A 25,031-nucleotide genomic window follows, 5' to 3' on the forward strand; every position below is an offset into this window, starting at 1 on the left:
CTTTAAAATACAAAACGCCCGATGAAGTACATCGAGCGTTTTAGTTAAAAAGTGTCAACCCATATCAGGACGGGTCAAATACTTCAAAAAAGTGACTAAGCGATGTTCGTCACCTCTAGGATCAGTTCGGCTTTTTTAGGTAAATAAATACTGAATTTACTGCCTTTTCCCCATTCAGACTCTGCTTTTAACTCACCACCCGTTTGGCTGAGAATACTTTGGGAGACCGATAGCCCTAACCCTGTGCCTTCTCGTTTAGTTGTGTAAAATGGCGAGAAGATTCGACTCAAGTTTTCTGGTTTAATACCGCAGCCCTCATCGATAACATGAATCGCGGCTCCTTTCACTTCGCCCTCTTCAATCCAGTCTTCACTGACTACTGTTAATGTTCCTTTACCGCTCATTGCGTGAATGGCGTTCATTTGCAAATTAACTAAGATTTGTAGCAAGTGGTGACGGTTTATCTCAACGGACGTATGCGCTTGTAGGTCAGTCACAAACTCAACGTCGCGTTTCTTGGTGCCAGTTTTAACCAAGGTGATGCTTTCATCAATGATAGGATTGACATGTTGCCAAGTGATTTCATCTTGAACACCGCCTTGGCGACTGTATTGCAATAAACTGCGTGTGATATTGCGGATACGATCAATTTGCGCGTGAATCGCATCAATTTCTTCTTGTACTCGACTTGCATCGTCACCCAATTCAAAATGGATCAATTCTACGTTGCCAAGAATCACGGCGGTTGGGTTATTAATTTCGTGAGCAATCCCCGCGGTGAGTTCTCCCAGCGCTGCCAGTTTTTCATGAACAACGAGTTTGTCGCGGGTTTGGTTGAGCAATTGAATATGCAGTTCAAGATCTTGGGTTTTTTCTCTCAGGCTTGCCGTACGCTCTTGAACTTTGCATTCAAGTTGAGCTGCGGAGTTTTTCAGTTCAATTTTGCGCTCTTCTAGCGCGTCTAACATATCATCAAACTGTCTGGCTAACTGCGCAAGTTCATGATCGGCATCTAATCCTAACGGGCCAATCCGTTTTTCTTTACCTTGTTGGACCTGCTTCACCACTTTGTGAATGCGTTCGATCGGTCGAAACAGATCATAAGAACCGCGATATACCATCACGCCAGAAACCAGCAATAACATAACCGTAATCAAGCTGATTTCGGCAATGTTGGTCATGTAGGCTTTAACGAATGGCCACATGAGGTAACCGGTATAAAGCATACCAATAACATTGTCGTATTGGTCTTTGATTGGTTGATACGCCGTAATATACCAAGCGTCATACACATAAGCGCGATCAACCCACTGTTCACCCTTAGAAAGTACTTGGTTATACACTTCGGCGCTCACGCGAGTGCCTATAGCGCGCCCTAGTCTATGATCGCTGTCTAAAGGAACGTTGGTGCTCACACGCAAATCATCGAGAAACACAGTCAACGTACCCACAGGGCGAAGGCGGTCATTATCACTTAAGTAAATGAGATCGCGGATTTGATCCACCAACACTGTACTGTTGTTAAGGAGCAAACCACCATCAAGAAAGCCGATCAAATCGTTCGCTTGGCTGTATACCGGAATCACGGTTCGACTGACTAACCCACGCGCCTCCCTGTCACCATCAGCAAGAATAGGCACTTCTGCTCGTTTGGCGAGTTCAGGATCGAGGCGTTCGAGTTCTTCTTTATTGAGTACATCAAAAAACGATTCGCGCTTGGTGAGATCCATAAAGCGGAATTTGTTTTCCATGGAATTAACGCGTTGGAAAGAGAGAAAATCTAAAGCATATCTTTTCTTCTGCTCTGTGACCCACTTTTGCAGGTCACCTTGTGGCGTTCCTTGATTAATGCGAATACGGAAATCGTACGAATCGGCAAACGCCCGCACGTAATTGGCTTGCTTTTGCTGTAACAACGTTACGCTGTTATTTGCAACACCAAGACGCTCCGAGACATCAAGCAGCGCATTTTGCCACGTGTAATGAATAGACCAATAAATGGTAATGCCGATCAGAGCTAACAACGTGAGGAAAATCGGCGCAGAGGTTAAGAATAACAAACGATAACGCACCATGGTTTTAAAACGGTGCGTCCATTTTGACAATCCTTTGTGCTGTGGGCCGTTAGTCGGCATATTCCTCATCCTCAGAATCCCATTCTTTGTATTTACGTTCTAAGGTCTTGCGAGCTACGCCCAAGTCGCGAGCAGCGGCTGATTTGTTGCCTTCGTGCAAGTTAACGACTTGTTTAATATGTGCTTTCTCGACTTCTTTTAACGTCCAGCTGTTTGGATAGCCTTCGCCAGTAAATTCTTTGCCTTCTTTAAAGGTTGGTAACTCAGCTGAGTGAGAAACAGTAATCGATACATTAGGCAGTGAATGCCCGCCATTCAGCTCTCGCCAATAGTGTGCAGGTGGTTTGCCAAGCAAGATACAACGCTCAATCAAGTTTTTCAGCTCACGAATGTTTCCCGGCCAATCGTACTCACTCATGGCTTCCATGTCCTCGTGCGCCCATTTGGGCGCGGGCATACCTAGCTCGCGCGTCAGCATGTTGCTGAAAAATGGCACCAACTCAAATAAGTCGGTTTTGCGCTCTCGTAGCGGACACACTTCAATTTTCAGAACGTTTAAACGGTAATAGAGGTCACTGCGGAAATTACCTTGATTGACCTCTTCTTGCAGGTTTCGGTTGGTTGCCGCTACGATACGGACATCAATACTGATCTCTCTTTCTGAACCGACAGGGCGAATCGTACGCTGCTCTAACACACGTAATAATGATGCCTGCATTGCAAGTGGCATCTCCCCGATTTCGTCAAGAAATAAGGTGCCACCGTTAGCAACACGGAACAAACCTTCACGCGATTTTTTTGCACCGGTAAACGCGCCCGATGTATGACCAAACAACTCACTTTCTAAAAGCTCTGGTGCAATCGCACCGCAGTTGATTGGCACAAACGGGCCCGTTCTCCCACTCGCCTGGTGAATACCTCGTGCAACTAGCTCTTTACCCGTACCCGACTCACCTTCCACCAAAACAGAAGCGCGTGATGGTGCAAATTGGTTAATAAGTTGCTTAAGCAGACGCGTTTTTTCTGAGCCGCCGATGATCTCTGAGGTATTGTGACGTTGGTAATCGCGTGTCATCGCGTACTGCATGCGTTCGTTCAAACGGCGATCCATACAGCGACTGACCGCTTTTAACATCTGCTCAAGGTTGAATGGTTTGAGGATAAAGTCGGAAGCACCGAGCTGTAGCGCTCGAATGGCAATTTCTAAATCCGCATAGCCCGTCATAAAAATCACATCGGCACGTTTGTCATCATCTTCAAACGCTTCTTCCCACTCAATTCCAGAACGCCCTGGCAGATTAATATCCAGTAAGATCAGATCATAATGTCGAGAATTACGCAGTTGTTCTGCTTCTTCGATGCTACCAGCTGTATCGACATGTGAAAAAAGCTTACCCAATGCCTTTTTCAAGATGGCTTGCATGCCTAATTCATCATCGACGACCAGTACGGAAAAGGCGCTATATTGTTGGTTTGTACTAAGATGGGATTGAGTAGACATATTTACCCCAGATGGATTTCGATGGGACAGAGTGTACCAAGTTTAAACAGAGATACCCTACAAAAAGTGCGACATTTTGTACCAACGCAAACTTTTATGCAAATAACCCCATGATTTAGTGCATAAACCAAGCACTTTAAGCTTGTAAAAGGTTGGCATCTTGTTTGCTATAAGGTGGATACGGAGCGCATTTAAGTGATCTCAGGATGTTGATGTTTGCTTATTCCAACACCCTAAGACAACTTGCGTATTACGCTAATCGCTCTCGTCCAAAAAGGCTTCTCCCTAAAACCTGGAGAGATTCCAAAGAATCATTGGAAAGGAACACATAAAAATGAAAAAAATTGCGCTAACTCTGGCTGCAACGTCAATCACGCTTGTAAGTTACTCTGCGTTTTCTGCTCAAGACGGAGAACACGTTCGCCTTGCAACCACAACCAGTACCTACCATTCAGGTTTACTTGATTACCTACTTCCACAATTTGAAAAAGACACGGGCTACAAAGTCGATGTTATTGCTGCAGGTACGGGTAAAGCCTTAAAAATGGGCGAAAACGGTGACGTAGATTTGGTGATGACACATGCACCAAAAGCTGAAGGCGCATTTGTTGAGAAAGGCTACGGCGTCTTGCCTCGTAAACTGATGTACAACGACTTTGTGATTGTAGGCCCGAAAGCTGACCCAGCAACAATCAAAAATGACGAAGGCGTGTTAGATGTATTCAAAGAGATCGCAAACAAAAACGCAACGTTCATCTCTCGCGGCGATGATTCTGGTACGCACAAAAAAGAAATGGGCTTCTGGGCTCAAACTAAAATCGAACCGAACTTTGGTGGCTACCGTAGCGTAGGTCAAGGTATGGGCCCAACTCTAAACATGGCGTCTGAAATGCAAGGCTACACCATGACGGACCGCGGCACATGGCTGGCTTACCAAAACAAATTGGATCTAGAAATTCTGTTCCAAGGCGATGAAAAACTGTTTAACCCGTACCAAGTTATTCTTGTTAACCCTGAGCGTTACCCAACGATCAACTACCAAGGTGCGAAGGCATTCAGTGACTGGTTGGTAAACCCTCGCGGACAGGAACTTATCAATGGTTTCCGCCTAAACGGTAAACAACTGTTTGTTGCGAATGCTGAGAGCAAATAACGCAATATGAATCTTGCTGATACAACACTGGAAGCGCTTCGCTTACTGGTGAATTTTGATGCAGACCTATGGGAGATCGTTGCGGTCTCCTTTAGTGTTTCTATTACGGCAATATCCCTAGTGGTATTGCCGGCTATTTTGATGTCCTTTGTACTGGCGTATACCGACTTTCGCGGTAAATGGTTTTTGTTGTCGATCGTAAATACGCTGCAAGCGGTCCCTACCGTGGTGATTGGCCTGTTGCTGTACATGTTGCTGTCGCGTGCTGGCCCTTGGGGAGACTGGCAAATGCTGTTCACTCAGAAGGCAATGATCTTCGGCCAAATGGTGATCTGCTTCCCTGTTTTGGTATCGATGATGCATGGTGCATTACAATCTAGCGACCGTCGTGCAGTGGAAACTGCCATCACGCTGGGCGTCTCCATTCCGCGCTTGGCAGCTACGATGATTTGGGAAACCCGCTTTCCTCTACTTGCGGCTATCATTGCAGGGTTTTCACGTATAGTGACCGAGGTGGGCTGCTCAATGATGGTTGGTGGGAACATTATGGGCGTGACGCGAAATATTCCCACGGCTATTGCAATGGAAAGCAGTAAAGGTGCTTTTGCGCAAGGAGTTGCATTAGGAATTGTATTACTATCTTTAGCGTTGGCTCTAAACTTCTTCTTATCAAGCATGAGAGGCAAAGGCTACCTCAGAACATAGAACATGAAGCAAACAAACGACTCACCTTTAACCCCATGTCGAGGCGAATTATGACTATAAAAATCACCGCCGAACAGTTATCCATGCGCTTTAAAGAGCGTGTGCTTTTCCACATCCCTGAGTTAGCCATCGGCCCAAATGATGCCATTTATCTCAAGGGTGACAATGGTGTGGGCAAAACTACCCTACTCAAAATCCTTGCTGGCTTGCTCAAACCCTCTACTGGCGATGTTGTTGCGCCAAAAGATACGTGGCTGAAAAGACTGACGTGTCGCAATGGTCGTGTCGATGTGATTTATCTCCATCAATCCCCTTACCTTTTTGACGGCACTGTATATGAAAACGTAGTCTATGGAGTGAAATATCAACAAGACACGCAAAAAGATAAGCGAGCTCAAGTTATTCACGCGCTGCGCATGGTAGGTTTAGAAACCTTAGCGGACGAACATATTTCCGTGTTGTCCGGCGGTGAAAAACAGCGCGTTGCCATGGCAAGGGCTTGGATCTTAAAACCGTCGATTTTATTGATGGATGAGCCAAGTGCGTCTTTAGACCAAGAATCCATTGAACGATTGGTGGTGATGGCGAAAGATCTTTTGGATCGCGGTTCCAGTATCGTGGTGACAAGCCATCAGGCAAACGCACTGACCGACTTATGTAAAAAACAGTGGTGGATTAAAGACAAGACTTTGATAGAGTCTCCTCTGTTGTATGTCATACCAAAAGAAACATCCCAAGAGAATGCATATGCTTCAACCAACACAAACTAGTTGGGTCATTTTGGCTGGTGGCCAAGCCAGCCGTATGGGTGGAAAAGATAAAGGTCTGATTGAGTTAAATCAGAAGCCACTCATCGAACACGTTATTGAACGTTTATCTCCACAAACTCCACGCATTTTAATTAATGCCAACCGAAACCAAGATGCGTACAGCAAATTTGGTTTCGTATTTAGTGATCAATTCAAAGATTTCCCTGGGCCTATGGGCGGTATTCACGCGGGTTTGATGCATGCTGAAACCGACTGGGTCGGATTTGTACCTTGCGATAGTCCACAAATTAACACCGACCTTGTCGAGCGTTTCTGCCAGGCCGTCAAAGAAGACAGCGATATTTTGGTCGCGCATGATGGTGACCATCAGCAACCTGTTTTTACGCTCTACCACAAGCGCGTACTGCCAAAACTCACCGCGTTTTTAGAACGTGGCGACCGCAAAATCATTCTGCTCTACAAAGAGTGCAACACCAGTTACGTTGACTTTAGCGACTCACCAAACTGTTTCGTCAACTTGAACACTCCGGAAGAACTGGCGCAATTTGGACAATTAGAATCATGAAACACACGCTAAACATTCCTATTCTTGGTTTTGCAGCTTATTCAGGCACAGGCAAAACCACGCTACTTGAAGCCCTATTGCCAAAGCTGACCGAAGCAGGTTTACGCATTGGCATGCTAAAACATGCGCACCACAACTTCGATGTCGATAAGCCGGGTAAAGACAGCTACCGTTTACGCAAAGCTGGCGCATCTCAAATGCTGATTGCTTCTCGCAACCGTTTTGCGTTAATGACAGAAACGCCAGAAGCCGAAGCGGAGTTTGAATTCCTATTAACACGTTTTGATGAAGACATGCTTGATGTGGTTTTGGTCGAAGGCTGCAAAAACATCGCGTTTCCTAAAATCGAATTGCACCGTGAAGAAGTCGGCAAGCCTTGGCTTTATCCAAACGATGAAAACATCATCGCTATCGCTTCAGACGGCGGCGAGTTGGACTCTGAACTGCCACAAATGAACATCAATGATCTTGAAGCGATTGCTCAGTTCGTTATTCAGTATGTTCAAGAAGCGAAAGCACCAAAAAACAAAGAGAAAGAAGCCGCATGTTGCGACACACTTTCTCCTGCTTTCCTTTCTGTGGTTCAAGGCCAAGAGAAAATCCTTTCTTTGGTGAACACGGTTTCGGAAATAGAAGCATGCAAGATTGAAAACGCCTATGGCCGCGTTCTTGCGGAACATATCGTTTCACCAGTAAATGTGCCGCAATACACCAACTCCGCGATGGACGGTTATGCCATCCGCAGTGATGATGTTGACCGTGATAGCTACCAAGTGGTTGCTGAAGTGATGGCGGGCCATGCTTACGATCAGCCTCTGGAAGTTGGTCAAGCAGTTAAGATCATGACTGGCGCACCAACACCACGTAACGGCGATACAGTGGTCATGCGTGAGCAAGCCACTCAAGAAGGTGACAAGGTCACTTTTAACGGTGCGAATATCAAAGCAGGTCAAAACGTTCGTCAAGCAGGTGAAGATCTCGCTATCGGCAGTGACGTCTTTACCGCAGGCACTCGCCTCGCCTCTCCAGAAATGGGCATGGTCGCTTCGCTTGGCTTTGGTGAAGCGAATGTATTCCGAAAATTGAAAGTTGCCGTGTTCTCCACCGGTGACGAAGTACAAGCGCCGGGAACAGAGCAAAAAGCGAATTCTATCTACGATTCCAACCGTTTTACCATCATGGGCATGCTTGAAAAGCTCGGCTGCGAGATCTTGGACTTCGGTATTCTGGAAGACAACGAACAGTTAATGATTGAAGCGTTGGAAAACGCATCGGCGCAAGCAGACGTGGTTATGACTTCTGGTGGCGTGTCCGTTGGTGATGCGGATTACATCAAACTTGCCTTGGATAAACTTGGTCAAATCGATTTTTGGCGAATCAACATGCGTCCGGGACGTCCATTAGCGTTTGGTCAAATCAACAACAAGCCGTTCTTTGGTCTGCCGGGCAACCCTGTGGCAGTGATGGTTTCATTCATCAACTTTGTTGAGCCTGCACTGCGTAAGATGCAAGGCGAACAAGGCTGGAAGCCTCTGAAAGTGAATGCCATCGCGACTGAAAACCTTCGCTCTCGACAAGGTCGTACCGAGTTTAGCCGTGGCGTCTATGAACTGGATGCAACTGGCCGTTTAACCGTTCGTACAACAGGCAAGCAAGGCTCTGGTATTTTGCGCTCAATGAGTGAGGCAAACTGTTTGATCGAAATCTCCCCAGCTATTGATACAGTAAAAGCGGGAGAAAGCGTGACAATTATCCCACTTCAAGGCAGAATCTAGCTCAAACTAGAAATTCAAAGGTCAGCGAGTCTGGCCTTTTTGTTTAATATACAGAAACCTTTTCAGAGAGACAGCTATGGCTCGCACCATTCTTTACACTTACAAAGACCAAGACAAAGAACTGACGTTCTCATACCAGCAACACCGCAACATTCAAGAAGCAGTTGCAGAAGCCGAAGGTATCGATATCACTGAGTTCCTAAAGATGGAGCAACAAATCGAAGCAGTGTCTGACACTAAAGCGGTGCGAAACTACCGCGACAACTACTTCAGAAAATTAGGCTTTAGCAAAATCACCCTAGCTCAAAAAGAAAACCTGGGCGTAGGCAAAAAGAACAAATAAGCTTAGCTGCAAACAGAAAACTCACGATTCGTCGTGAGTTTTTTATGCATGCTACTTTTGTTCATGATCCATACCCGAGCATACCGAAATTACTTAGGTATGTGAGTTACTTGGGTATACAAGTTACTTCGGTATATAAGTAAAAGCCCCGTTTAACCTTGAAAGTCTAAACGGGGCTTTAAATTTCTTCTTACTTTATATCGAGTAAGGTTTAAGTCATTACTTGATGTTTAAGAACGCAGCGCCGCGTACACCACCTGAATCACCGTGTTTTGCTTTGATGATCTTAGGACACTTAGCCAAAGACAATAAGTGTTTAGGGATGCGTTTTGGCATCTCTTCGTAAATCAATTCGAAGTTAGATAAGCCGCCACCAAGTACAACGGTGTGTGGGTCTGTTGCAGTAAACAGGTTTGCAAAGCAGATCGCTAGCAGCTCCATAAAGCGCTCGACGTGCTCTACTGCTTTCTCTTCACCCTCTGCGTGCGCTTTAATAATGTCGATCGCTTTCTTCTCTTCGCCGTAGTAATGCGCGTAAAGAAGCTCGAAGCCACGACCCGATAGGTAACTATCTAAACAACCTTTGTTGCCACAGCCACAGCCAAGTAATGGTGCGTTTTCGCCCAGGTGGAACCATGCGTCGATAGGAAGACGTGTGTGACCCACCTCACCCGCTACGTGGTTGCGGCCAGAGAATACTTTACCTTCGTAGATAAAGCCACCGCCAAAACCAGTACCAAGGATCAAACCTAGTACAGATGGTTCATCTTGAAGATCTTCGTCCCACGCTTCAGAAAGCGCGAAACAGTTTGCATCGTTTTCAATTTTTACGCTGCGACCGATTTTAGCTTCCAGATCAGCACGAAGTGGTTTGCCTTTTGCCGCAGGAACGTTAACTGTTAGTACCGTTGCATCATCGGCGTCTTCCATACCTGGCAAGCCAAGACCAATCGTACCTTCGCAGCCAAACTCTGTATCGTATTTATTCACCAATTCCGCAATGGTATCAACCAGCAGCTCGTAGTTGTCTGTTGGTGTAGGTACACGTTCCGTCGCTACACGCTCAAGCTTCTCGTTAAATGCACCAAATTCAATTTTAGTGCCACCGACATCAAAGCCGTAATACATGTATTTCTCTCCTAAAAAATGCTTCAAACGACTCTCAAAAATGGCTAGAGTCAAAAGTATAAACTGATGGCATTATCCATATCTGTACGCCTGCAAACCGTGACCGAATGCAGATTTATCCCCTCACCGAAGCCAGTTGAACAACATACCATCAACAAAAGCTCATTCCTTAGAGTCAGCTCTCGGTTTTCATCCACTCTTTGAAACGTTTCAAGTGTGGCTGGTTAGGGTCGTTTTTGACTCGAGTCTTGCTCAGCATGTAAGTTTCTCTGAAGGCTTCAAACCACAATTGAAGGCATTCCGCAGCTTTAGGCTCACCAGCTTGTTTTAAAACTAATGTCGCGACTTCGGCGGTTGAAAGATGCTGCTCATTCTCGGAGCGGCGCATGATGTATTCAGACAGAGATTCCGGCTCAATGGAAAGCACAGGCAAAGATTTAAGAAAATCAGAACGACGGAATATCTTTCGTGCCTCACGCCAGCTACCATCAATAAAGATCAGCAACCATTTTTTGTTCTCGACATCTTCTTTTACTAATCGCGCTGGCTCTAGATCTTCAATTAAACGAGAGGGATCATCCACATAGTCTGCAGGAAATACAATCACCGGTTGGTAACTGTCATCCTGTAGTAGCGCTAGCATCTCTTCAGACGGTTCTGTTCGGTTCCATTGATACACGTAAGTCTCTTGAATCGTATCAGCGATTAGACGACCGGTATTACTTGGCTTAAACACTTCGTTTTCAGAAACAATCAACATACATGCAATATTGGCCTTGATGTTTGGCTGAAGGTCGCACAAACAGTGTTGCTCAGAAACCTGGCAATATTGGCAACGAACCACTTTACATCCACGCGCGTTGAAAGGCTTGGTTGAGATAGATTGTCGGTACTGATATAAACGGTGGAAAGCGTGAATTCTCATGGTAAGTAATGCCAAGTAAAAAGTAGAGCGCGATTCTACTGATATTATGGTTTCGCCTCAAGATAAGCCCATCAGCAGTGTGTTGAAATAATTTCACTCTTATCTCGGTCATAGATAAAGAAATAAATAAGGGAATGACAGTGACAGAAACGACATTTCAAGAACCCTCATGGCTCAGATTAGGCTTTTTCCTTGGCGTATTATTGCTTTGTGCCATTTGGGAAAACAAATTGCCTAGAAAAACACTGACCGCTTCGCGCAGGTTTCGCTGGGTCAATAACTTGTCATTGGTCGCTTTTAACAGCCTAGTTATTGCTTTAATCATGCCTATCGCCGCCTTTCAAGCTGCGGTCATAGCTCAGGAGCAACAATGGGGGCTGCTGAATATTCTGTCCCTCCCCGATTGGTTAAACATTTTCCTAACCGTCATTTTGCTTGATTTCGTCATTTACGCTCAGCATGTTGTCTTTCATCATGTAAAACCGCTGTGGAAGATTCACCGAATGCATCACGCCGATCTCGACATAGACGTCACTACAGGCGCACGCTTTCATCCCTTCGAAATAATCATTTCAATGGGAGTAAAAATTGCAGCCGTGTTTATCTTAGGTGTTTCACCTATCGGAATTGTGGTATTTGAAATTGTGCTTAATGCGAGCGCGATGTTTAATCACAGTAATGCAAAACTGGCTTTATCTATAGACCAAAAACTGCGAAACGTCATCGTTACACCAGACATGCATCGCGTGCACCATTCAGTGATAGTAAAAGAGACCCACTCAAACTTTGGTTTTTTCCTTTCAGTTTGGGACCGGTTTTTTGGGACATACCGAGCTCAGCCTAAGTTGGGTCATGATGATGTTGTTATTGGTGTGCCGGAAATTAGAGACGAAGAAGAGCAAAGATTAGACAAGCTGTTAACGCAGCCCTTTCGCTACAATAAAGAGAAGAAGTAATGGTTGAAAAAATATTGTTGGATGAAGTATGTCAACAAAACGAATAGACCAAGCCTAAACCCCAGTTAAACACTACTTCATCAAGAACAGATTAGTTTTCTGCTAGCTGACGCTTTTTGTTTAGCTGAGTAATACCAACAAATAAACCAACAACACCAAGCACTGCACATGCCAAAGCATTGGTGTTCATTACTTGCTGTGCTTCTATTGAGCTGTATAGAAAAGCAAGGCTGAAGAAAGTGGTGGCAAAGCTCAAACCTGTCAGTACGCTGAAACCAGCAAAACTGGCCAAGTCTTTAAAATCGTTCATAACGAGTCCCTGTTTACAATCCTTAATCGAGTGTTGTGAAAATAATAATTAACGAAATATTTGGCGCGATTGACTATGTTTTCGCGCATTCCATAACCAGATAGATACCCCAAATGAGAACCCTAAAAACAGTGTCTTCATTTGTAGGGCGACGTTGTTATCCAATATTTCTAATGTATAGTGAGCGTGGGAACTAAAGATAACATTGGTTATAAGAATCAATAACATAACGACTAGGCCAGAGCGGCGATGCTTGACCAATAGATACGCTGCTAATAAGTCCAATAGTCCCAAAGCGCTCCAATACATATTCAACCAGCGTGGCGCAAAATCGTAAGGTAAAAAGCCACCAACAATGTTGTCATAAAGATGAACCACTCCGCCAACTGTCATAAAAAGGCATAAGAGAAACACGACGAATTTATCCATTACCGTTTCCTTATCTGAATGAATGAGCAAAGCATATAGAAGTCACTTAAACATTTGTAATCTCATCGCCATTTTTGAGATCGACAGTGCCATTATCAACACGATGAGAACAGTAACGGCTGCTCTACCTTCTTTATTTGCTTCTAGTAGAAGCATAGTGTTTGCTGTGGCGTTTCGCCCAAATCCGCCAATGCAATGACAGAATCCTCCTTTAAATCACGCCTTGGTTTATCAATTCTCGTACCTTTTCCAGCCCGCGCTGAAACACAGTATGTGCATTCGCGGGAAGGCCGCTCTCGACATCGTGCCAGAAGAACGCAAAATCATGTCCGCCATCGTCTTGCGTATGAAACAGCCATGAATTAGCGAGGCCAGCACACTCACACAAAACAAAATGCCATACTTGATTTTGAAAGCCACTGTCCCATGAGCATAAATATCGTGCGGAACGAACATGTGTGATACCAGACTCCTCAGCGAGCTCCCGCTTGGCTGCTATGATGTAACTTTCATCAAACACTTCAACAGTGCCCTTGACGAGCTGAACACCCGCCAACGGATGTTTAAAAAGTAGGATCTCTTGATTTTGATTACGTAGAACAACGGGGCAAACTTTATCGATCACAAAACCACTCCTTATGCTTCAAGTAAAAGGCTTTAGCTTTCTCTGGATATAAAGAAATCGAGTGAAGTTGCATGATTCATTCCTTTGAATTCTGACGACATTCTAGTCAACGAGTCCCTCGAACAAAGCATTAACATCACGTTGTGATAACTAAACCCTTTAGAAATGAACGAGATGAGATGTAACTCACTCTTGCAATGCAAATAGGAGCCATTGAATGGGTAGCCGTAACAAAAAAGCAGAACCGAGGTTCTGCTTTTAGTCGGTGGAAACATCTCATTTACTCGGTCTGATGAAGCTCATACTTGTGCAGCATTGCTTGCTGGTGCCCGGCAATTTCCGCCACTTGCTCAGAACTCTCAACCATAGACTCAAGCTGCAGCTTTGTGCGTTCGCCAAGATCAGAAATATGCGTGATGGATTGAGATACATCTGCCGTCGCTCGTTCTTGTTCTTCTGTAGCAACTGAGATTTGTTCAACACGTTCTTGAATGTGCTTAACCGCGAGGTTGATATCAGAAAATGTCGATTTCACTTCATTGCTGGACTGTAGCGCGTGGGTCATTTCTTCTCTTGAATCATTAACTGCTTGGCGCGAACGCTCTGCGGCAGTAATAAGCTCGCTCATCATTTCTCGGATGTTCGTAGTTTGTTGAGAGGTATCACTTGCAAGTTTGCGAACTTCATCAGCGACAACCGCAAATCCACGCCCTTGCTCACCAGCACGGGCAGCCTCTATTGCCGCGTTGAGAGCAAGTAAGTTGGTGTTGTCCGCGATCCCACTGATCATATCCACCATTTCACGAATCTGTTTAACACGCTGGTCTAGCTCTAACATTGACTGTTCATTTACATCCAAAGAGCTTTCTAATGACTCCAAACGTTCGCGGTTTTGTTCCACGACTTGAACCCCTTTTTCAGTGTGTTGGGTTGCAAGGAGCGAGTCCTGTGAAGATGCATTTGTCACCATTGCGATTTCACGAATAGAGGCTTCAAGCTGCGTTATGGTCGTGATCATACTCGACAACGCTTCATTTTGTGTTGCCAACCCATCACTTGTTTGTTCGGCTGCACTGTGACTTACTTCTGCCGTCTGATAAAGCGTTTCACAATTGCGCGTCACCGTTTGAATGGAGTCATGTGTGGAATCGATTACTTGATTCAACTTTCGTGCTACTTCTTTCAGCTCATAGGGGCCGACTTCTTCTGCCTTGTCACGAAAATCATGTTCGGTAAGTGCTGAAAGACGCGTTAGTACATTCCTTAACCCTCGGTTTGTCCATGACTTGAGACTAAACCAAGTAACCAGAATAATAAAAGAAATCACACACGCCGCAAACACGAGCACAACGCTCACCGATTCAATGGTCTCGTTGACCACCCGCTCTTTTTCATCGATCAACTGACCAGCGGTTTGGGAGATTTGATCAAGTAACCGCATGGTTTCATCCGCAAGCATCGAAGCCTGTTTAAACTCTGAACGTTGCAATTCCCCTTGTTCTAGTTTGGCGAGGATCAAACGCAGCACGCCCTTTTCACTAAAGCCTTGTTTCACCATCTCATATGGTGCGGTTAAGCTTGCATATTCATTTACTTCAGGATGAAAAGATTGGAAGTCTTCATAGGCGAGTTTAATACCTGCTATGCGATTTCGCATTTCTCGGTATTCTTTTTCGGCTTTGTTTAATTCTGAGTGCATCATCATGACTAAGAACGTACTTTCCATTGAGCTTGCAGAAGCAATGAAACGGTTAGCGGCATCGCTCGACTCAGGATTATCAGCACTAAGAAACGAACTGATTCGATTCATTTCCGGACCGATAGAGCTAAGCCCATAGCGAAACCCACCAACAGCGGCATCAATATCCATTTGAATTTGTATCACCGAAGATTGCTTCAACAAAATGGACTGCGTGATGTTATGTAAACGCGCTAGTTTGGTGTCTAACTCCTCCGAGAGTTGCTGCGCTACACCAGACGCTTCCACAACCAAAGTTGTGCTTTGAGTTGCAAGAGAGTCGATTTGCTCTTTTATGAGAGGCAACTCTTTCGGCTCAGTAATCTGCATACCATGGTTGAGTAGCTTAACCATCTCCAATACATTCCTGGTTAACTTTGCGTTTGCCATCGCGATTGGTAATGCTTTTTGCGACAAGTCTTCAAATTGTTCCCCTACCTGTTCCATTCCTTTGAAACTTGAGACAGAAAGGGCTATAACAAGAGCAATGATAGTTAAAAATGTTGCACTGACAGCCTGAATCAGTGAAAGTGATGTGCGTGAGCGTTTTCGCTTTGCCATAATCAATTTTTATTCTTTCTTAAGGTTGAATCGGTTCTGCAGTGATTCCGTCACATTTGTGAGACAAAACCGTGATTTGCAGCCCATACTATGGATTGGTTATGACACTAATATTTCAGTTGTGAGTCATAGAGATGACAGGTGGTGATTTGCGTCGAGTATATTTTCCTTTGATAATCAGTGTGCTACTAAGCGCCTGCTCTTCTGGGCCTGAGCCTAGTGAGCAAGCACAGATGACAACACCTACAAATCAGCTATTGTCGGACAACCCTGACTTGTTCGACTTTTACACAGAGTGGCACGGCACGCCTTATCGCTTAGGCGGGACACAGAAATCTGGAATTGATTGCTCAGCATTTGTACAAAAAGCGTTTATTGAGGCTTATCAGCTCTCGTTACCAAGGACAACGAAGCAGCAATCAAAGCAAGGTGTGGAGTTAAGTTGGACGGATGCCAAGCAAGGGGATCTAGTGTTCTTTAAAACAAGACGTACAACTTATCATGTCGGAATTTACTTGGGTAATAAGCAGTTCATGCATGCATCGACGTCTAGAGGTGTGATTATTTCAAGAATCGACAACCCATACTGGGCATCTAAGTTTTGGCAAATAAGAAGAGTTACAATGTAACTCTTCTCACTCTTTAACTGGACATTGCTGTAAGTTAAAACAATATCAGTCGTAAGTCGCAACAGCATTATCGAACAGATTTTTGACCAGAGCGATGTATTCATCAAGGAACGTGATCTGTTCATTGGTCGCTTTTTTATGCCATACCCCAGCCAATATCTCACCAAGATCTTCAACAACTGCATCAGCCTCTTTCAACAATTTGAAGCGTACGCTCGAGTGAAGTTCTGGATTTTGCTCAAAAATCGCCATGATGTTTGAAGCCACCATATCGGTGACAACATCTTCGATGCTTTCGGATCCAGTGTCGCCAATTTCGGTCGTAAAAATATCTAGATTTAGAGACAAGTGCTCGATAAGAGCGAGATATCCATCGGTTTCTAAAACCACTGTTTTTCTCCGTTTATTGCAAGCCTTCGAAGCTGAAAGCAGAATAGTTTCAATAGTAAGACATGCCGAGAAAATTTCATTAACTTATTTCATATTAACAAACATTCACGAACCAACTGGATGATTTTCAAACAATTGAGCTTTGCTTCACTGAATTCGGATACAGGGTTTCTTCAAACCTTTTTATATTTCAGCCATTTTCATGCAAACAGGTTTGGTTACGACCATTTTCTTTTGCACGATACAGCGCAGCATCGGCACTCTTTAACCATTGAGTGTGAGTTTCAAAATAAGGCTTATACTCGCAAACACCAATACTTATCGTGTAATTAATCAAAAAATCTTCCACTTTCACGATCTCTTGCTCAATTCTTTTGCGCAAACGCTCTGCGAAATAGCAAGCTTGCTCCTGGTTTGTGTGAGGAAGTAGTACGGTAAACTCTTCACCACCAAAACGACCGCAGATGTCACTGCTTCTTGCTGTTTTTCTCAACAAGGCAGAGGTTCGACGAATGACTTCGTCCCCTGTCGGGTGACCATAAGTATCATTCACCTTCTTAAAGTGGTCGATATCGAATATTACTAATGAGCATGGTCCGTCGATAACTTTTAAGTGAGCAAACTCATCTTTCAATGATTGCTCCCAATAAGCGCGATTAAATAAACCTGTTAAACCATCTTTGCGACTGATTTCCGACAAATGTTGATTTGTTTCTTTCAAATGAATGCGATTTCTCGCAGTTTCAGAAACATCATTGACTTGAATCGCTATGTGGCTGACCTCTCCTGAAAGCCCAATTAACGGCGTGATCACGATATCTTGATACATAAAATCACTGCTGTTTGAAACCGGAGAAAAATTGTTGAACTTAAAAAGGTACGGTCGGTTTTCCCAGCTAGAAAAAGAACGAGTTTCCAGATCGGCGGCAGCTTTTATCTTGGTTTCTAGCCAAGTTCTTGGCAGCTCTTCAAAATGCTCAAATAAACATTCACCAAGAATTTCTTGTGATAGAACGCCACTGTATGACTGCATAAAACTGTTCCACACACACACTTTATACTCTTGATCCAAAACAATAAGCCCTGAATCCATCGTATCGAGAATTTGTGTGACCCAATGAAAGTCTGCTATGTCCAGCGTGATATCGGACATTAGATTAGCTCCATGATTTCATAGATAATTTCTACGGATGGCTTATCAATTAAAAACAGTACCTCGCACTCGAAATCGAGCGCTTCTGCCATGTAGGTGTATTCGATAGTAAAGAGCTCACCCAACTCGCCTTGCTCTTCACAATAAGGTGTTAAGGTATCCACAATGCCTGGCTGACGAAGTGAGAACTGCTTGTCGAGTTGATCGCCCAACGATGTGAGAAATGACGAAACCAGTAGGTTAGAGATATTCAAGATGATTTCATTATGAGGCGTAAACTCAAGGAGGTAACCTAATTTTTCCCCTATCTGATTGATATCCCTACCACGTAAGCACACCAGTGCCTCTCCGTGAATACCACCACCGACAAACCTCTGCGCTACCGCAACGGAACTGTCACGCCCAACCACATCAACCAGTGTCATATGAAGCTCGCCGTAGGACAAAGGTCCAACATGAGGAACAGGAAGTTGGATGAACTCATGTAAATGGTCGGCCATAATCGCAGCCCCTTTACCAAGGGCAATGTTCGCAATTTCACGGAATTTGGCTAGTAAGGAAAGCTCTTCGCAACCCTGGTTTTTAGAATCAACCGAATGACTAGGTTTGAACGCATAATGCAGCCCTAATTGTTCGTATAGTGGGAGCACCTGCTCTTCTGTCAGAGGCTTAGCGATAAAAGCTTGAGCACCAAGATCGAGACAGCGCTGTTTTGCCTCTTGTTGAACATCTCCAGAAATAATGACGATTTTGGTCGGGTACTGACTAACAGGTAATGATTCGAGGACCTCAAAACCATCCATTATGGGCATCGTTAAATCGAGAAACAAAATATCGATATTTTGCTCAGCAAGAATATTAAGCGCCTCATAACCATCTTGCGCTTCAATAAGATGCAATGATGTATCTTGTACGATAGAACGCGCAATAAGCTTTCTTGCAACAGCTGAGTCATCACATATCAGTATTTTCATGCCACCAATGGAACTAACGTCAAAAAAATCATAATACCTGTTGTAAACGTTCATCTCCATATGCTAAGCCAACAAATCAGAGGCTTATAAGCGATTTGATTCACATTTATACAAATTGACTACACTAAGAGGAAGGTTTCTTTACTAAGTATGCTCAACATAGCGCCAACTCCCTGCTATTTATCCTAAACTATTGGTGGTCAAATAGATTCGCGAGGTTTTGTATGTGGCAAGCAATATCGCAACAGCTTTCTGATACTTTATTGTTCGATTACCAGATCACGGAAAAAGTAAGACTGTCTGGTGGGGATATCAGTGAAAGCTACATGATCAATGATGGCGAGCAACGTTATTTTGTGAAAATTAACGATCGCGAGTTTTTGTCTAAATTTGAGGTAGAAGCTGAAAGCCTGCATCTTTTGCGTGAAACATCCACCCTATTTGTACCTGAGGTGGTATTGGTTGGTAAAACCAAAAATGCCTCATTCTTAATTCTTAACTACCTTCCAACGAAACCATTAGAAGATGGTCCCAACAGCTTTAAATTTGGGCAGCAATTAGCTCACCTACACCAGTGGGGCGAGCAAAAAGAGTTTGGTTTTGATACCGACAACTATCTCGGTTCGACTCTACAGCCCAACAAATGGCACAAGAAATGGTGTGTATTCTTTGCTGAGCAACGCATAGGATGGCAATTACAGCTCCTTAAAGAAAAAGGCGTCACCTTGGTTGATATCGATGACTTTATCGATGTCGTAAAACAGCGGCTAGCAAACCATGCTCCGGAACCTTCTTTGTTGCATGGCGATTTATGGAATGGAAATGCGGCACTCACTGCATTCGGTCCTATCTGTTACGATCCTGCGTGCTATTGGGGGGACAGGGAGTGTGATATTGCGATGACGGAGCTTTTTGGTGGATTTCAACCAGAATTTTATCAAGGCTACGAATCGGTTATGCCACTTTCTTCAAGCTATGAAGAGCGTAAAGATATCTATAACCTTTACCATGTTCTCAACCATTGTAATTTGTTTGGCGGCCATTACTTGGAACAGGCTCAACTGGTTATTAATAAAATCATTTCTTATTAATTTGGAAGCCACTGCATATTTCAAGATGTAAAATCTCGAGGCACATCACTACAGAAGATCACCCTAAGCTCAAGGTTGAGTTTGGGGTCAAGTTTTGTACTTATTTCGACTCAATTAGCAACAACTCGACCTAATATCAAAGGAGACTTAACTTTGGATTGTGCCTATTTTCCTTGTAGGCAAAGTAAGTAAAGGGCTGTGCTTCCTTGATGAATAGTGTGTTTAAAAGCCCTGCGAGATTAGGAGTTGTTGTATGAAAAATTATACCGAAAGGTATGTAAAGTGCCCGCATTGCGGACACTCTATCGGCATTACATTGGATGCAAGCAATGGTGACCAAGAGTTTTATGATGATTGCCCAGCTTGTTGCCACGCTATCCACCTAAATATGCGAGTGGATGAGTTACAAGATAAGGTCGAACTATTTATCGATGACAATTACGAATAGCAGCTCGAGCATGTGAACATCAGAAATATAAAAACGCTTAAATGAAAAAGGAGCACTAGGCTCCTTTTTCTCATTCTAAAGCTGTTTTGCTGCAAGAACGCGCTCAACAGTATCAACAATTGCTTGAGTCTGAGGATCAAACTCAATATTAACACGCTCCCCTACTTGTCTCACTCCGAAAAGCGTTCGCTGCAAGGTTTCTGGAATTAGATGTACTGAAAAACGACACGCTTCAACTTCACCAATAGTTAGCGAGCAGCCATCTAAACCAATGTAACCTTTCGCTAATACATATTTCATTGATTCTTGCGGCAGTTGGAACCAAATCGTGCGGTTATTGGGCGTATCGATGATATCGACAATATCTGCCGTCAAACTAATATGACCAGACATGCTATGCCCGCCTATTTCGTCACCAAACTTAGCCGCGCGCTCAATGTTTACGCTATCCCCTTCCACCAGCTGACCTAAATTAGTAAGAGCCAATGTCGCTTGCATTAAATCAAAACTGACAAGGTTGCCTTCGATCTTAGTCACAGTTAGACAACATCCGTTGTGTGCAACGGATGCACCAATTTCTAACCCTTTACAAAGTTCATCGCTTAACTCGACAACGTGCGTTTGAAAGCGTTCTTTTTTATCAATTTTAACGACCTTCGCCGTACCCTGAACTATTCCTGTAAACATTTCTTTTTACCTATTGATTTAATACCAACTGTAGTCGAAGACTAAGCCCTAAACACTGCGCTACAGGTCGGAAATAAAGACCGCAGACGATAAAGCAACGGCTTAATGAACACTGGTTTGTTCTCATGCATGCTTCAACATTACCATGATTCGCTGCTGTTCTCAGTAAAAGCGTATCCTTAGCGTGGAGAGCGTCCAGTCACTGTTATCGACTATTCACTACCTAGCTATGGAATATAAACATACAATTGTTTATCATTTGCGCGGAGTTTCTCCGAGGCATTTTTTCACCTTATCGTGACTAAAATCAACCATCAGATCCGTTCACCACATCTTTTGCCCTCGAGTACTCTCATTCTTTCAACTTATTGTTCCGCTCTGGAGTATTTTTCGTGCATCGCTATAAAGAAGAAGCATCAAGTCTTATCAAATTGGCGACCCCGGTATTGATCGCATCTGTCGCTCAAACTGGTATGGGGTTTGTTGATACCGTAATGGCTGGCGGCGTTAGCGCCACCGACATGGCTGCGGTTTCTGTCGCTTCAAGTATTTGGCTACCATCCATTTTGTTTGGGGTGGGTTTATTAATGGCATTGGTCCCTGTTGTCGCACAGTTAAATGGCTCTGGTCGTAGAGTGAAGATCCCGTTTGAAATTCAGCAAGGCGTCGTCTTGGCATTGCTGATCAGTGTGCCGATAATTGCAGTCCTGCTTCAAACCCAGTTTATTCTCGGGCTGATGGATGTTGAAGCACTGATGGCTGAAAAAACGGTGGGATACATTCACGCCGTTATATTAGCAGTACCCGCTTTTTTACTTTTCCAAACGCTTAGAAGCTTTACGGATGGTATGTCATTGACGAAGCCGGCAATGGTGATTGGCTTTATCGGTTTGCTGCTCAACATTCCTCTAAACTGGATTTTCGTGTACGGCAAGTTTGGTGCACCTGAATTAGGCGGTGTTGGCTGTGGTGTAGCAACCACGATTGTTTACTGGGTCATGTTTGCCATGCTATTGCTGTATGTGATGACATCAGAGCGATTGAAAAGCATCAACCTATTTGGAGAATGGCATCGCCCACAATGGAAAGCGCAAGTTCGTCTATTCAAGCTCGGCTTTCCTGTTGCAGCAGCGCTGTTTTTTGAAGTGACACTGTTTGCTGTCGTTGCACTGCTCGTTTCACCACTGGGTCCTATCATTGTGGCAGCGCATCAAGTCGCGATTAACTTCTCCTCGTTGGTATTTATGCTACCAATGAGTATTGGTGCAGCAGTAAGCATTCGTGTCGGCCATCGACTTGGTGAAGAAAACGTAGATGGCGCGCGCGTAGCGTCACTAGTCGGCATTATGGTTGGACTAGCATTGTCCGTTCTCACAGCGATTTTAACCGTCTTGTCTCGTGAGTGGATCGCCGAGCTTTATACTAGCAACCCAGAGGTCATCACTCTGGCGATGCACCTGCTCGTGTTTGCCGCTGTTTATCAATGTACGGATGCGGTTCAAGTGATCGCAGCTGGTGCATTACGCGGCTATAAAGACATGCGAGCCATCTTCAACCGTACTTTTATTGCTTATTGGATTCTTGGCTTGCCAATTGGTTACGTCCTTGGCCGTACAGACTGGATTGTTGAGCCAATGGGAGCACAAGGCTTCTGGCTTGGTTTTATCATCGGCCTATCTTCTGCGGCCTTTATGTTAGGCGTCAGAATGCGTTGGATGCATCGCCAAGAGCCAGAAGTGCAATTGAACTTTTCAGTTCAATAAAAAGTAAAAAAAAAGCCAGCATCCGCTGGCTTTTTTGATCGAATAATCACACGGTTGAGTATACTTATAACAAGATTACGAAGCGGTTGATTTTGCTCTCTAGACAACGGATACGAAGTTATAAAAAAGGATATTTGTGCGGTCTATTTTATTGTTCTTAATCTTGCTTCTTAATGGTTGTGATAACTGGTTCAATCCAGAGAACGCCATGTTTGATAAGTATCATCAACGTGTAGCCAATGTATTGGACGTTTCTGCTATTCCAATAACACTACAGTCTACGGTAACGATTCCTGCGAAACGCGTTTTGTTCGAGCCATTGCCAAGGCTATCTATTGGCCTGCTAGAGAGCTATCAATTACGACAGTGCGGACTCTTTAATTTACTTGCCGAGAAAAACTCACAACTTGGCAAGGTGCAGGATGCCTTTCATGATTTTGATTATCAAACTGCCCTTTTAAGAGTCATGAATCGATGTTTATCCGAATTTCCACTTAGCGATGAAGAACGCGCGACATTGGCAGAGCTTTACGCAACCAAGTGGCAACATTTAGACATTCATCTCGACAACTTACTACTCGTAAGTGACGCCATGCAAAAGCAACTAACTGCCTCTGATTGGCTATCTCAAAATACGACGAATGATATTGCACGCATTAACGATGTCTATCGTATTTTCAGCGAAATGTATGATTTACCCCACCGCGCCGTCTCACGTCTACCCGATGTGGAAGTTACGCAATATCAAGAAGAGTTAGAGAAATCTCGTTTACTCGGACGACTTTACTATTCAATGGTAAATACATCCCTTTGGTTAAAAGCGACAACTCAGCTACTTGAGCAGAACCAGAGCAATGTATTGTGCGGGCCGAACAGAGACACCACTCAGTTCCGCTACTTAAGAAATGTCTTTCAATCCATTTACGTTGAAGAAGTGCAACCTTATTTGGCTTATTTAGACAGTACCTATCAACAACTTAATGATGGTGCCACTTTGGTGGAGAACCGTATGCAACTCCATGGTCACCAGTATGGCATCATTGAGGCACATAGGACATTTAGGCAAGAAACCCTAAACCACGTTCAGTTTTGGCAGGGTCTCTTCAAACGATGTGGCGTAACCGTTGGCAACTAGTAAGTGCAGAGCGTTCTATTCCTTCAACCTTTCACGCAAGAATCGAGCAAAACGCGGTTTACCAGTATGTGTAAAACCGTTATATCTAAATGTAATGGTTGAACCAATTTTCGGAGGCTGGCGACGCACTTCATCGGTAAATCCGCTACCGATGTAAAACTCAATGCCATTTGGTAAGCGAACTAACATTGCTCCCATCATACCTAATAAGCGCCCTGTTCCTGGCTTATAACCCACAACTAACGCTTCATCATCTGCGTATCGTTTTAGTTTAAGCAAATCACTACCGCGTCCAGCCTGATAGCGGCTTGATACCTTCCGCAACATCACCCCTTCACCGTCGGATATTGAAATTTTATCCAACTGTGTGAACAGATGAGCTTCATTTTGAATGGCTCGGTGCTCGACATATTTGATATGAGGCTGGTCGACTTCAAGCACTAAATCTTTGATGTTGTAATAACGCTTCCGATAATCACCAGCGGAATATGGCATATCAAAGATCATAAAGTCGATGTGTCGCCAAGCAGACTCAACAGGAGTTTTATCTAATACCGTTTGCTGAACAAGATGGAAGTTACCTCTCCCAGCCCAAAGTTCACCGTCCAACGGATAATCAGGTAAAGGTCCTGTAAACCAATCTGGGGCGTAGATTCGATTACCATTTCTCGTCACGAGATGTTGCCCAGTCCAATAAGCGCGAACACCATCAAGTTTTTCGCTATACCAATATTCAGACACATCAATGCCATCCTGATAGCTTTGTGCAAGAGAAACTGGTGGTGCGAGAGACGTATCCGCTTGAAGCTGTGAAGACGCTGCCATAACAGCCAGCGCAATTAATGTCATTTTTAATGGCATAAGAAGACCTTGTACAAAAAATCGTCTTTATTGAAACGTAAGTCCTCTCGATGACCTATTTATTACTAGTTGTTCTTCGACTCATAACAATCAACATTAGTAATAATTTGCAAAGATAATCATAAACTTTAGACGGGTTTTGCATTTAGTCGTTACACGTTATTCACTTAAGGCGGATGGTTCGTCAATCGAGTTGAAATCTAATCATGACGAGGTCCCCCGCTCTAATGACTTTTTAGGTTCAACACCTCTTATAAGCAAACCATTTCTCTGTGCATTTTTGATTCTCAATTTGAGAATCAGTCCTTTCTCAAATTGAACAATATTATCAACAGCGCTTA

The 25,031-nt window shown here is 44.1% G+C and carries 25 protein-coding genes; 12 read left to right on the top strand and 13 right to left on the bottom strand.

Features of this window, described 5'->3' with window-relative positions:
• Window positions 1-95: 95 nt before the first annotated feature.
• Together R7Z47_RS07865 and R7Z47_RS07870 are read right to left on the bottom strand one after the other, a co-directional pair.
• Window positions 96-2,135: a cache domain-containing protein gene (locus R7Z47_RS07865; protein WP_005377562.1), complete on the bottom strand. Its 2,040-nt coding sequence runs from the start codon at window positions 2,133-2,135 to the stop codon at window positions 96-98.
• Window positions 2,125-3,576, bottom strand: a complete 1,452-nt coding sequence (locus R7Z47_RS07870; protein ID WP_025766656.1) for a sigma-54-dependent transcriptional regulator — start codon at window positions 3,574-3,576, stop codon at window positions 2,125-2,127. The genes R7Z47_RS07865 and R7Z47_RS07870 overlap by 11 nt, the downstream gene beginning before the upstream one ends.
• Window positions 3,577-3,910: 334 nt before the next feature.
• Between R7Z47_RS07870 and R7Z47_RS07875 the strand changes: the two genes are divergently transcribed.
• The 6 genes from R7Z47_RS07875 to R7Z47_RS07900 all read left to right on the top strand — a co-directional run bounded on the left by R7Z47_RS07875 (window position 3,911) and on the right by R7Z47_RS07900 (window position 8,887).
• Window positions 3,911-4,729, top strand: a complete 819-nt coding sequence (locus tag R7Z47_RS07875; protein WP_005389522.1) for a substrate-binding domain-containing protein — start codon at window positions 3,911-3,913, stop codon at window positions 4,727-4,729.
• A 6-nt stretch (window positions 4,730-4,735) separates the two neighbouring features.
• Window positions 4,736-5,434: an ABC transporter permease gene (locus R7Z47_RS07880; RefSeq protein ID WP_005389524.1), complete on the top strand. Its 699-nt coding sequence runs from the start codon at window positions 4,736-4,738 to the stop codon at window positions 5,432-5,434.
• Window positions 5,435-5,484: 50 nt separating this feature from the next.
• Window positions 5,485-6,204, top strand: a complete 720-nt coding sequence (locus R7Z47_RS07885) for an energy-coupling factor ABC transporter ATP-binding protein (RefSeq protein WP_017820675.1) — start codon at window positions 5,485-5,487, stop codon at window positions 6,202-6,204.
• Complete coding sequence (mobA, locus tag R7Z47_RS07890) at window positions 6,182-6,769, top strand: molybdenum cofactor guanylyltransferase MobA (RefSeq protein ID WP_005453897.1); 588 nt, start codon at window positions 6,182-6,184, stop codon at window positions 6,767-6,769. Before R7Z47_RS07885 ends, mobA begins: the two co-directional genes overlap by 23 nt.
• Window positions 6,766-8,544 carry a bifunctional molybdopterin-guanine dinucleotide biosynthesis adaptor protein MobB/molybdopterin molybdotransferase MoeA gene (locus tag R7Z47_RS07895; protein ID WP_158156369.1) on the top strand — a complete coding sequence of 593 codons (1,779 nt, stop codon included), beginning with the start codon at window positions 6,766-6,768 and terminating at the stop codon, window positions 8,542-8,544. The genes mobA and R7Z47_RS07895 overlap by 4 nt, the downstream gene beginning before the upstream one ends.
• A 76-nt stretch (window positions 8,545-8,620) precedes the next feature.
• On the top strand, window positions 8,621-8,887 hold the full coding sequence (locus R7Z47_RS07900) for a DUF2960 domain-containing protein (RefSeq protein ID WP_005377584.1): 267 nt from the start codon (window positions 8,621-8,623) through the stop codon (window positions 8,885-8,887).
• Window positions 8,888-9,106: 219 nt separating this feature from the next.
• Here the strand turns inward: R7Z47_RS07900 and nagK are convergent, their stop codons facing one another.
• Together nagK and R7Z47_RS07910 are read right to left on the bottom strand one after the other, a co-directional pair.
• A complete protein-coding gene (gene nagK, locus R7Z47_RS07905) occupies window positions 9,107-10,015 on the bottom strand; it encodes an N-acetylglucosamine kinase (RefSeq protein WP_262606537.1) in 909 nt (302 codons plus the stop codon).
• A 175-nt stretch (window positions 10,016-10,190) separates the two neighbouring features.
• On the bottom strand, window positions 10,191-10,940 hold the full coding sequence (locus R7Z47_RS07910; RefSeq protein WP_137281986.1) for a tRNA-uridine aminocarboxypropyltransferase: 750 nt from the start codon (window positions 10,938-10,940) through the stop codon (window positions 10,191-10,193).
• A 140-nt stretch (window positions 10,941-11,080) separates the two neighbouring features.
• Between R7Z47_RS07910 and R7Z47_RS07915 the strand changes: the two genes are divergently transcribed.
• Complete coding sequence (locus tag R7Z47_RS07915) at window positions 11,081-11,896, top strand: sterol desaturase family protein (protein ID WP_262606538.1); 816 nt, start codon at window positions 11,081-11,083, stop codon at window positions 11,894-11,896.
• 91 nt (window positions 11,897-11,987) lie between these two features.
• Here the strand turns inward: R7Z47_RS07915 and R7Z47_RS07920 are convergent, their stop codons facing one another.
• The 4 genes from R7Z47_RS07920 to R7Z47_RS07935 all read right to left on the bottom strand — a co-directional run bounded on the left by R7Z47_RS07920 (window position 11,988) and on the right by R7Z47_RS07935 (window position 15,559).
• Window positions 11,988-12,206 carry a hypothetical protein gene (locus R7Z47_RS07920; RefSeq protein WP_005389537.1) on the bottom strand — a complete coding sequence of 73 codons (219 nt, stop codon included), beginning with the start codon at window positions 12,204-12,206 and terminating at the stop codon, window positions 11,988-11,990.
• Window positions 12,207-12,254: 48 nt separating this feature from the next.
• Window positions 12,255-12,635 (bottom strand): hypothetical protein, encoded by a 381-nt coding sequence (locus R7Z47_RS07925; RefSeq protein ID WP_005377611.1) that lies wholly within the window; start codon window positions 12,633-12,635, stop codon window positions 12,255-12,257.
• Between the two features lie 211 nt (window positions 12,636-12,846).
• Complete coding sequence (locus R7Z47_RS07930; RefSeq protein WP_005389540.1) at window positions 12,847-13,260, bottom strand: NUDIX hydrolase; 414 nt, start codon at window positions 13,258-13,260, stop codon at window positions 12,847-12,849.
• A gap of 280 nt (window positions 13,261-13,540) precedes the next feature.
• Window positions 13,541-15,559 (bottom strand): methyl-accepting chemotaxis protein, encoded by a 2,019-nt coding sequence (locus R7Z47_RS07935; protein ID WP_262606539.1) that lies wholly within the window; start codon window positions 15,557-15,559, stop codon window positions 13,541-13,543.
• A 134-nt stretch (window positions 15,560-15,693) separates the two neighbouring features.
• Here R7Z47_RS07935 and R7Z47_RS07940 point away from each other — a divergent pair, with 134 nt between their 5' ends.
• The gene (locus R7Z47_RS07940) at window positions 15,694-16,188 is read left to right on the top strand and encodes an NlpC/P60 family protein (protein ID WP_262606540.1); all 495 of its coding nucleotides are present in this window, start codon (window positions 15,694-15,696) and stop codon (window positions 16,186-16,188) included.
• A 45-nt stretch (window positions 16,189-16,233) separates the two neighbouring features.
• Here R7Z47_RS07940 and R7Z47_RS07945 read toward each other — a convergent pair whose 3' ends face one another.
• The 3 genes from R7Z47_RS07945 to R7Z47_RS07955 form a co-directional block, all read right to left on the bottom strand.
• Window positions 16,234-16,578 (bottom strand): DUF3802 family protein, encoded by a 345-nt coding sequence (locus tag R7Z47_RS07945; protein ID WP_005377620.1) that lies wholly within the window; start codon window positions 16,576-16,578, stop codon window positions 16,234-16,236.
• A 190-nt stretch (window positions 16,579-16,768) separates the two neighbouring features.
• Window positions 16,769-17,731: a GGDEF domain-containing protein gene (locus R7Z47_RS07950; protein WP_017634922.1), complete on the bottom strand. Its 963-nt coding sequence runs from the start codon at window positions 17,729-17,731 to the stop codon at window positions 16,769-16,771.
• Entirely contained in the window at window positions 17,731-18,705 is a 975-nt protein-coding gene (locus R7Z47_RS07955; RefSeq protein ID WP_021033872.1) for a response regulator, read from the bottom strand. Before R7Z47_RS07955 ends, R7Z47_RS07950 begins: the two co-directional genes overlap by 1 nt.
• Window positions 18,706-18,929: 224 nt before the next feature.
• Between R7Z47_RS07955 and R7Z47_RS07960 the strand changes: the two genes are divergently transcribed.
• Window positions 18,930-19,796 carry a fructosamine kinase family protein gene (locus R7Z47_RS07960; RefSeq protein ID WP_005377623.1) on the top strand — a complete coding sequence of 289 codons (867 nt, stop codon included), beginning with the start codon at window positions 18,930-18,932 and terminating at the stop codon, window positions 19,794-19,796.
• A gap of 253 nt (window positions 19,797-20,049) precedes the next feature.
• The gene (locus R7Z47_RS07965) at window positions 20,050-20,244 is read left to right on the top strand and encodes a CPXCG motif-containing cysteine-rich protein (RefSeq protein WP_017634925.1); all 195 of its coding nucleotides are present in this window, start codon (window positions 20,050-20,052) and stop codon (window positions 20,242-20,244) included.
• Between the two features lie 75 nt (window positions 20,245-20,319).
• Here the strand turns inward: R7Z47_RS07965 and R7Z47_RS07970 are convergent, their stop codons facing one another.
• Window positions 20,320-20,931 carry a riboflavin synthase subunit alpha gene (locus tag R7Z47_RS07970; protein WP_318129955.1) on the bottom strand — a complete coding sequence of 204 codons (612 nt, stop codon included), beginning with the start codon at window positions 20,929-20,931 and terminating at the stop codon, window positions 20,320-20,322.
• 392 nt (window positions 20,932-21,323) lie between these two features.
• Here R7Z47_RS07970 and R7Z47_RS07975 point away from each other — a divergent pair, with 392 nt between their 5' ends.
• A complete protein-coding gene (locus R7Z47_RS07975) occupies window positions 21,324-22,694 on the top strand; it encodes an MATE family efflux transporter (protein ID WP_318129956.1) in 1,371 nt (456 codons plus the stop codon).
• Window positions 22,695-22,830: 136 nt separating this feature from the next.
• The gene (locus tag R7Z47_RS07980) at window positions 22,831-23,829 is read left to right on the top strand and encodes a DUF3080 domain-containing protein (RefSeq protein WP_318129957.1); all 999 of its coding nucleotides are present in this window, start codon (window positions 22,831-22,833) and stop codon (window positions 23,827-23,829) included.
• Between the two features lie 15 nt (window positions 23,830-23,844).
• On the opposite strand, the gene R7Z47_RS07985 is transcribed toward R7Z47_RS07980, so the two are convergent.
• A complete protein-coding gene (locus R7Z47_RS07985; protein WP_086046755.1) occupies window positions 23,845-24,690 on the bottom strand; it encodes a DNA ligase in 846 nt (281 codons plus the stop codon).
• Window positions 24,691-25,031: the final 341 nt, after the last annotated feature.

The organism is Vibrio sp. 1641, from assembly GCF_033339995.1.
GTDB lineage: Bacteria > Pseudomonadota > Gammaproteobacteria > Enterobacterales > Vibrionaceae > Vibrio > Vibrio alginolyticus.

Coding starts and splice junctions, on each gene's coding strand:
- nagK (WP_262606537.1), bottom strand. CDS start 10,015: ATGTATTACGGCTTTGATGTCGGTGGCACTAAAATTGAATTTGGTGCA.
- R7Z47_RS07870 (WP_025766656.1), bottom strand. CDS start 3,576: ATGTCTACTCAATCCCATCTTAGTACAAACCAACAATATAGCGCCTTT.
- R7Z47_RS07900 (WP_005377584.1), top strand. CDS start 8,621: ATGGCTCGCACCATTCTTTACACTTACAAAGACCAAGACAAAGAACTG.
- R7Z47_RS07880 (WP_005389524.1), top strand. CDS start 4,736: ATGAATCTTGCTGATACAACACTGGAAGCGCTTCGCTTACTGGTGAAT.
- R7Z47_RS07920 (WP_005389537.1), bottom strand. CDS start 12,206: ATGAACGATTTTAAAGACTTGGCCAGTTTTGCTGGTTTCAGCGTACTG.
- mobA (WP_005453897.1), top strand. CDS start 6,182: ATGCTTCAACCAACACAAACTAGTTGGGTCATTTTGGCTGGTGGCCAA.
- R7Z47_RS07965 (WP_017634925.1), top strand. CDS start 20,050: ATGAAAAATTATACCGAAAGGTATGTAAAGTGCCCGCATTGCGGACAC.
- R7Z47_RS07865 (WP_005377562.1), bottom strand. CDS start 2,135: ATGCCGACTAACGGCCCACAGCACAAAGGATTGTCAAAATGGACGCAC.
- R7Z47_RS07875 (WP_005389522.1), top strand. CDS start 3,911: ATGAAAAAAATTGCGCTAACTCTGGCTGCAACGTCAATCACGCTTGTA.
- R7Z47_RS07950 (WP_017634922.1), bottom strand. CDS start 17,731: ATGTCCGATATCACGCTGGACATAGCAGACTTTCATTGGGTCACACAA.
- R7Z47_RS07960 (WP_005377623.1), top strand. CDS start 18,930: ATGTGGCAAGCAATATCGCAACAGCTTTCTGATACTTTATTGTTCGAT.
- R7Z47_RS07925 (WP_005377611.1), bottom strand. CDS start 12,635: ATGGATAAATTCGTCGTGTTTCTCTTATGCCTTTTTATGACAGTTGGC.
- R7Z47_RS07940 (WP_262606540.1), top strand. CDS start 15,694: ATGACAGGTGGTGATTTGCGTCGAGTATATTTTCCTTTGATAATCAGT.
- R7Z47_RS07970 (WP_318129955.1), bottom strand. CDS start 20,931: ATGTTTACAGGAATAGTTCAGGGTACGGCGAAGGTCGTTAAAATTGAT.
- R7Z47_RS07895 (WP_158156369.1), top strand. CDS start 6,766: ATGAAACACACGCTAAACATTCCTATTCTTGGTTTTGCAGCTTATTCA.
- R7Z47_RS07985 (WP_086046755.1), bottom strand. CDS start 24,690: ATGCCATTAAAAATGACATTAATTGCGCTGGCTGTTATGGCAGCGTCT.
- R7Z47_RS07910 (WP_137281986.1), bottom strand. CDS start 10,940: ATGAGAATTCACGCTTTCCACCGTTTATATCAGTACCGACAATCTATC.
- R7Z47_RS07935 (WP_262606539.1), bottom strand. CDS start 15,559: ATGGCAAAGCGAAAACGCTCACGCACATCACTTTCACTGATTCAGGCT.
- R7Z47_RS07955 (WP_021033872.1), bottom strand. CDS start 18,705: ATGAAAATACTGATATGTGATGACTCAGCTGTTGCAAGAAAGCTTATT.
- R7Z47_RS07885 (WP_017820675.1), top strand. CDS start 5,485: ATGACTATAAAAATCACCGCCGAACAGTTATCCATGCGCTTTAAAGAG.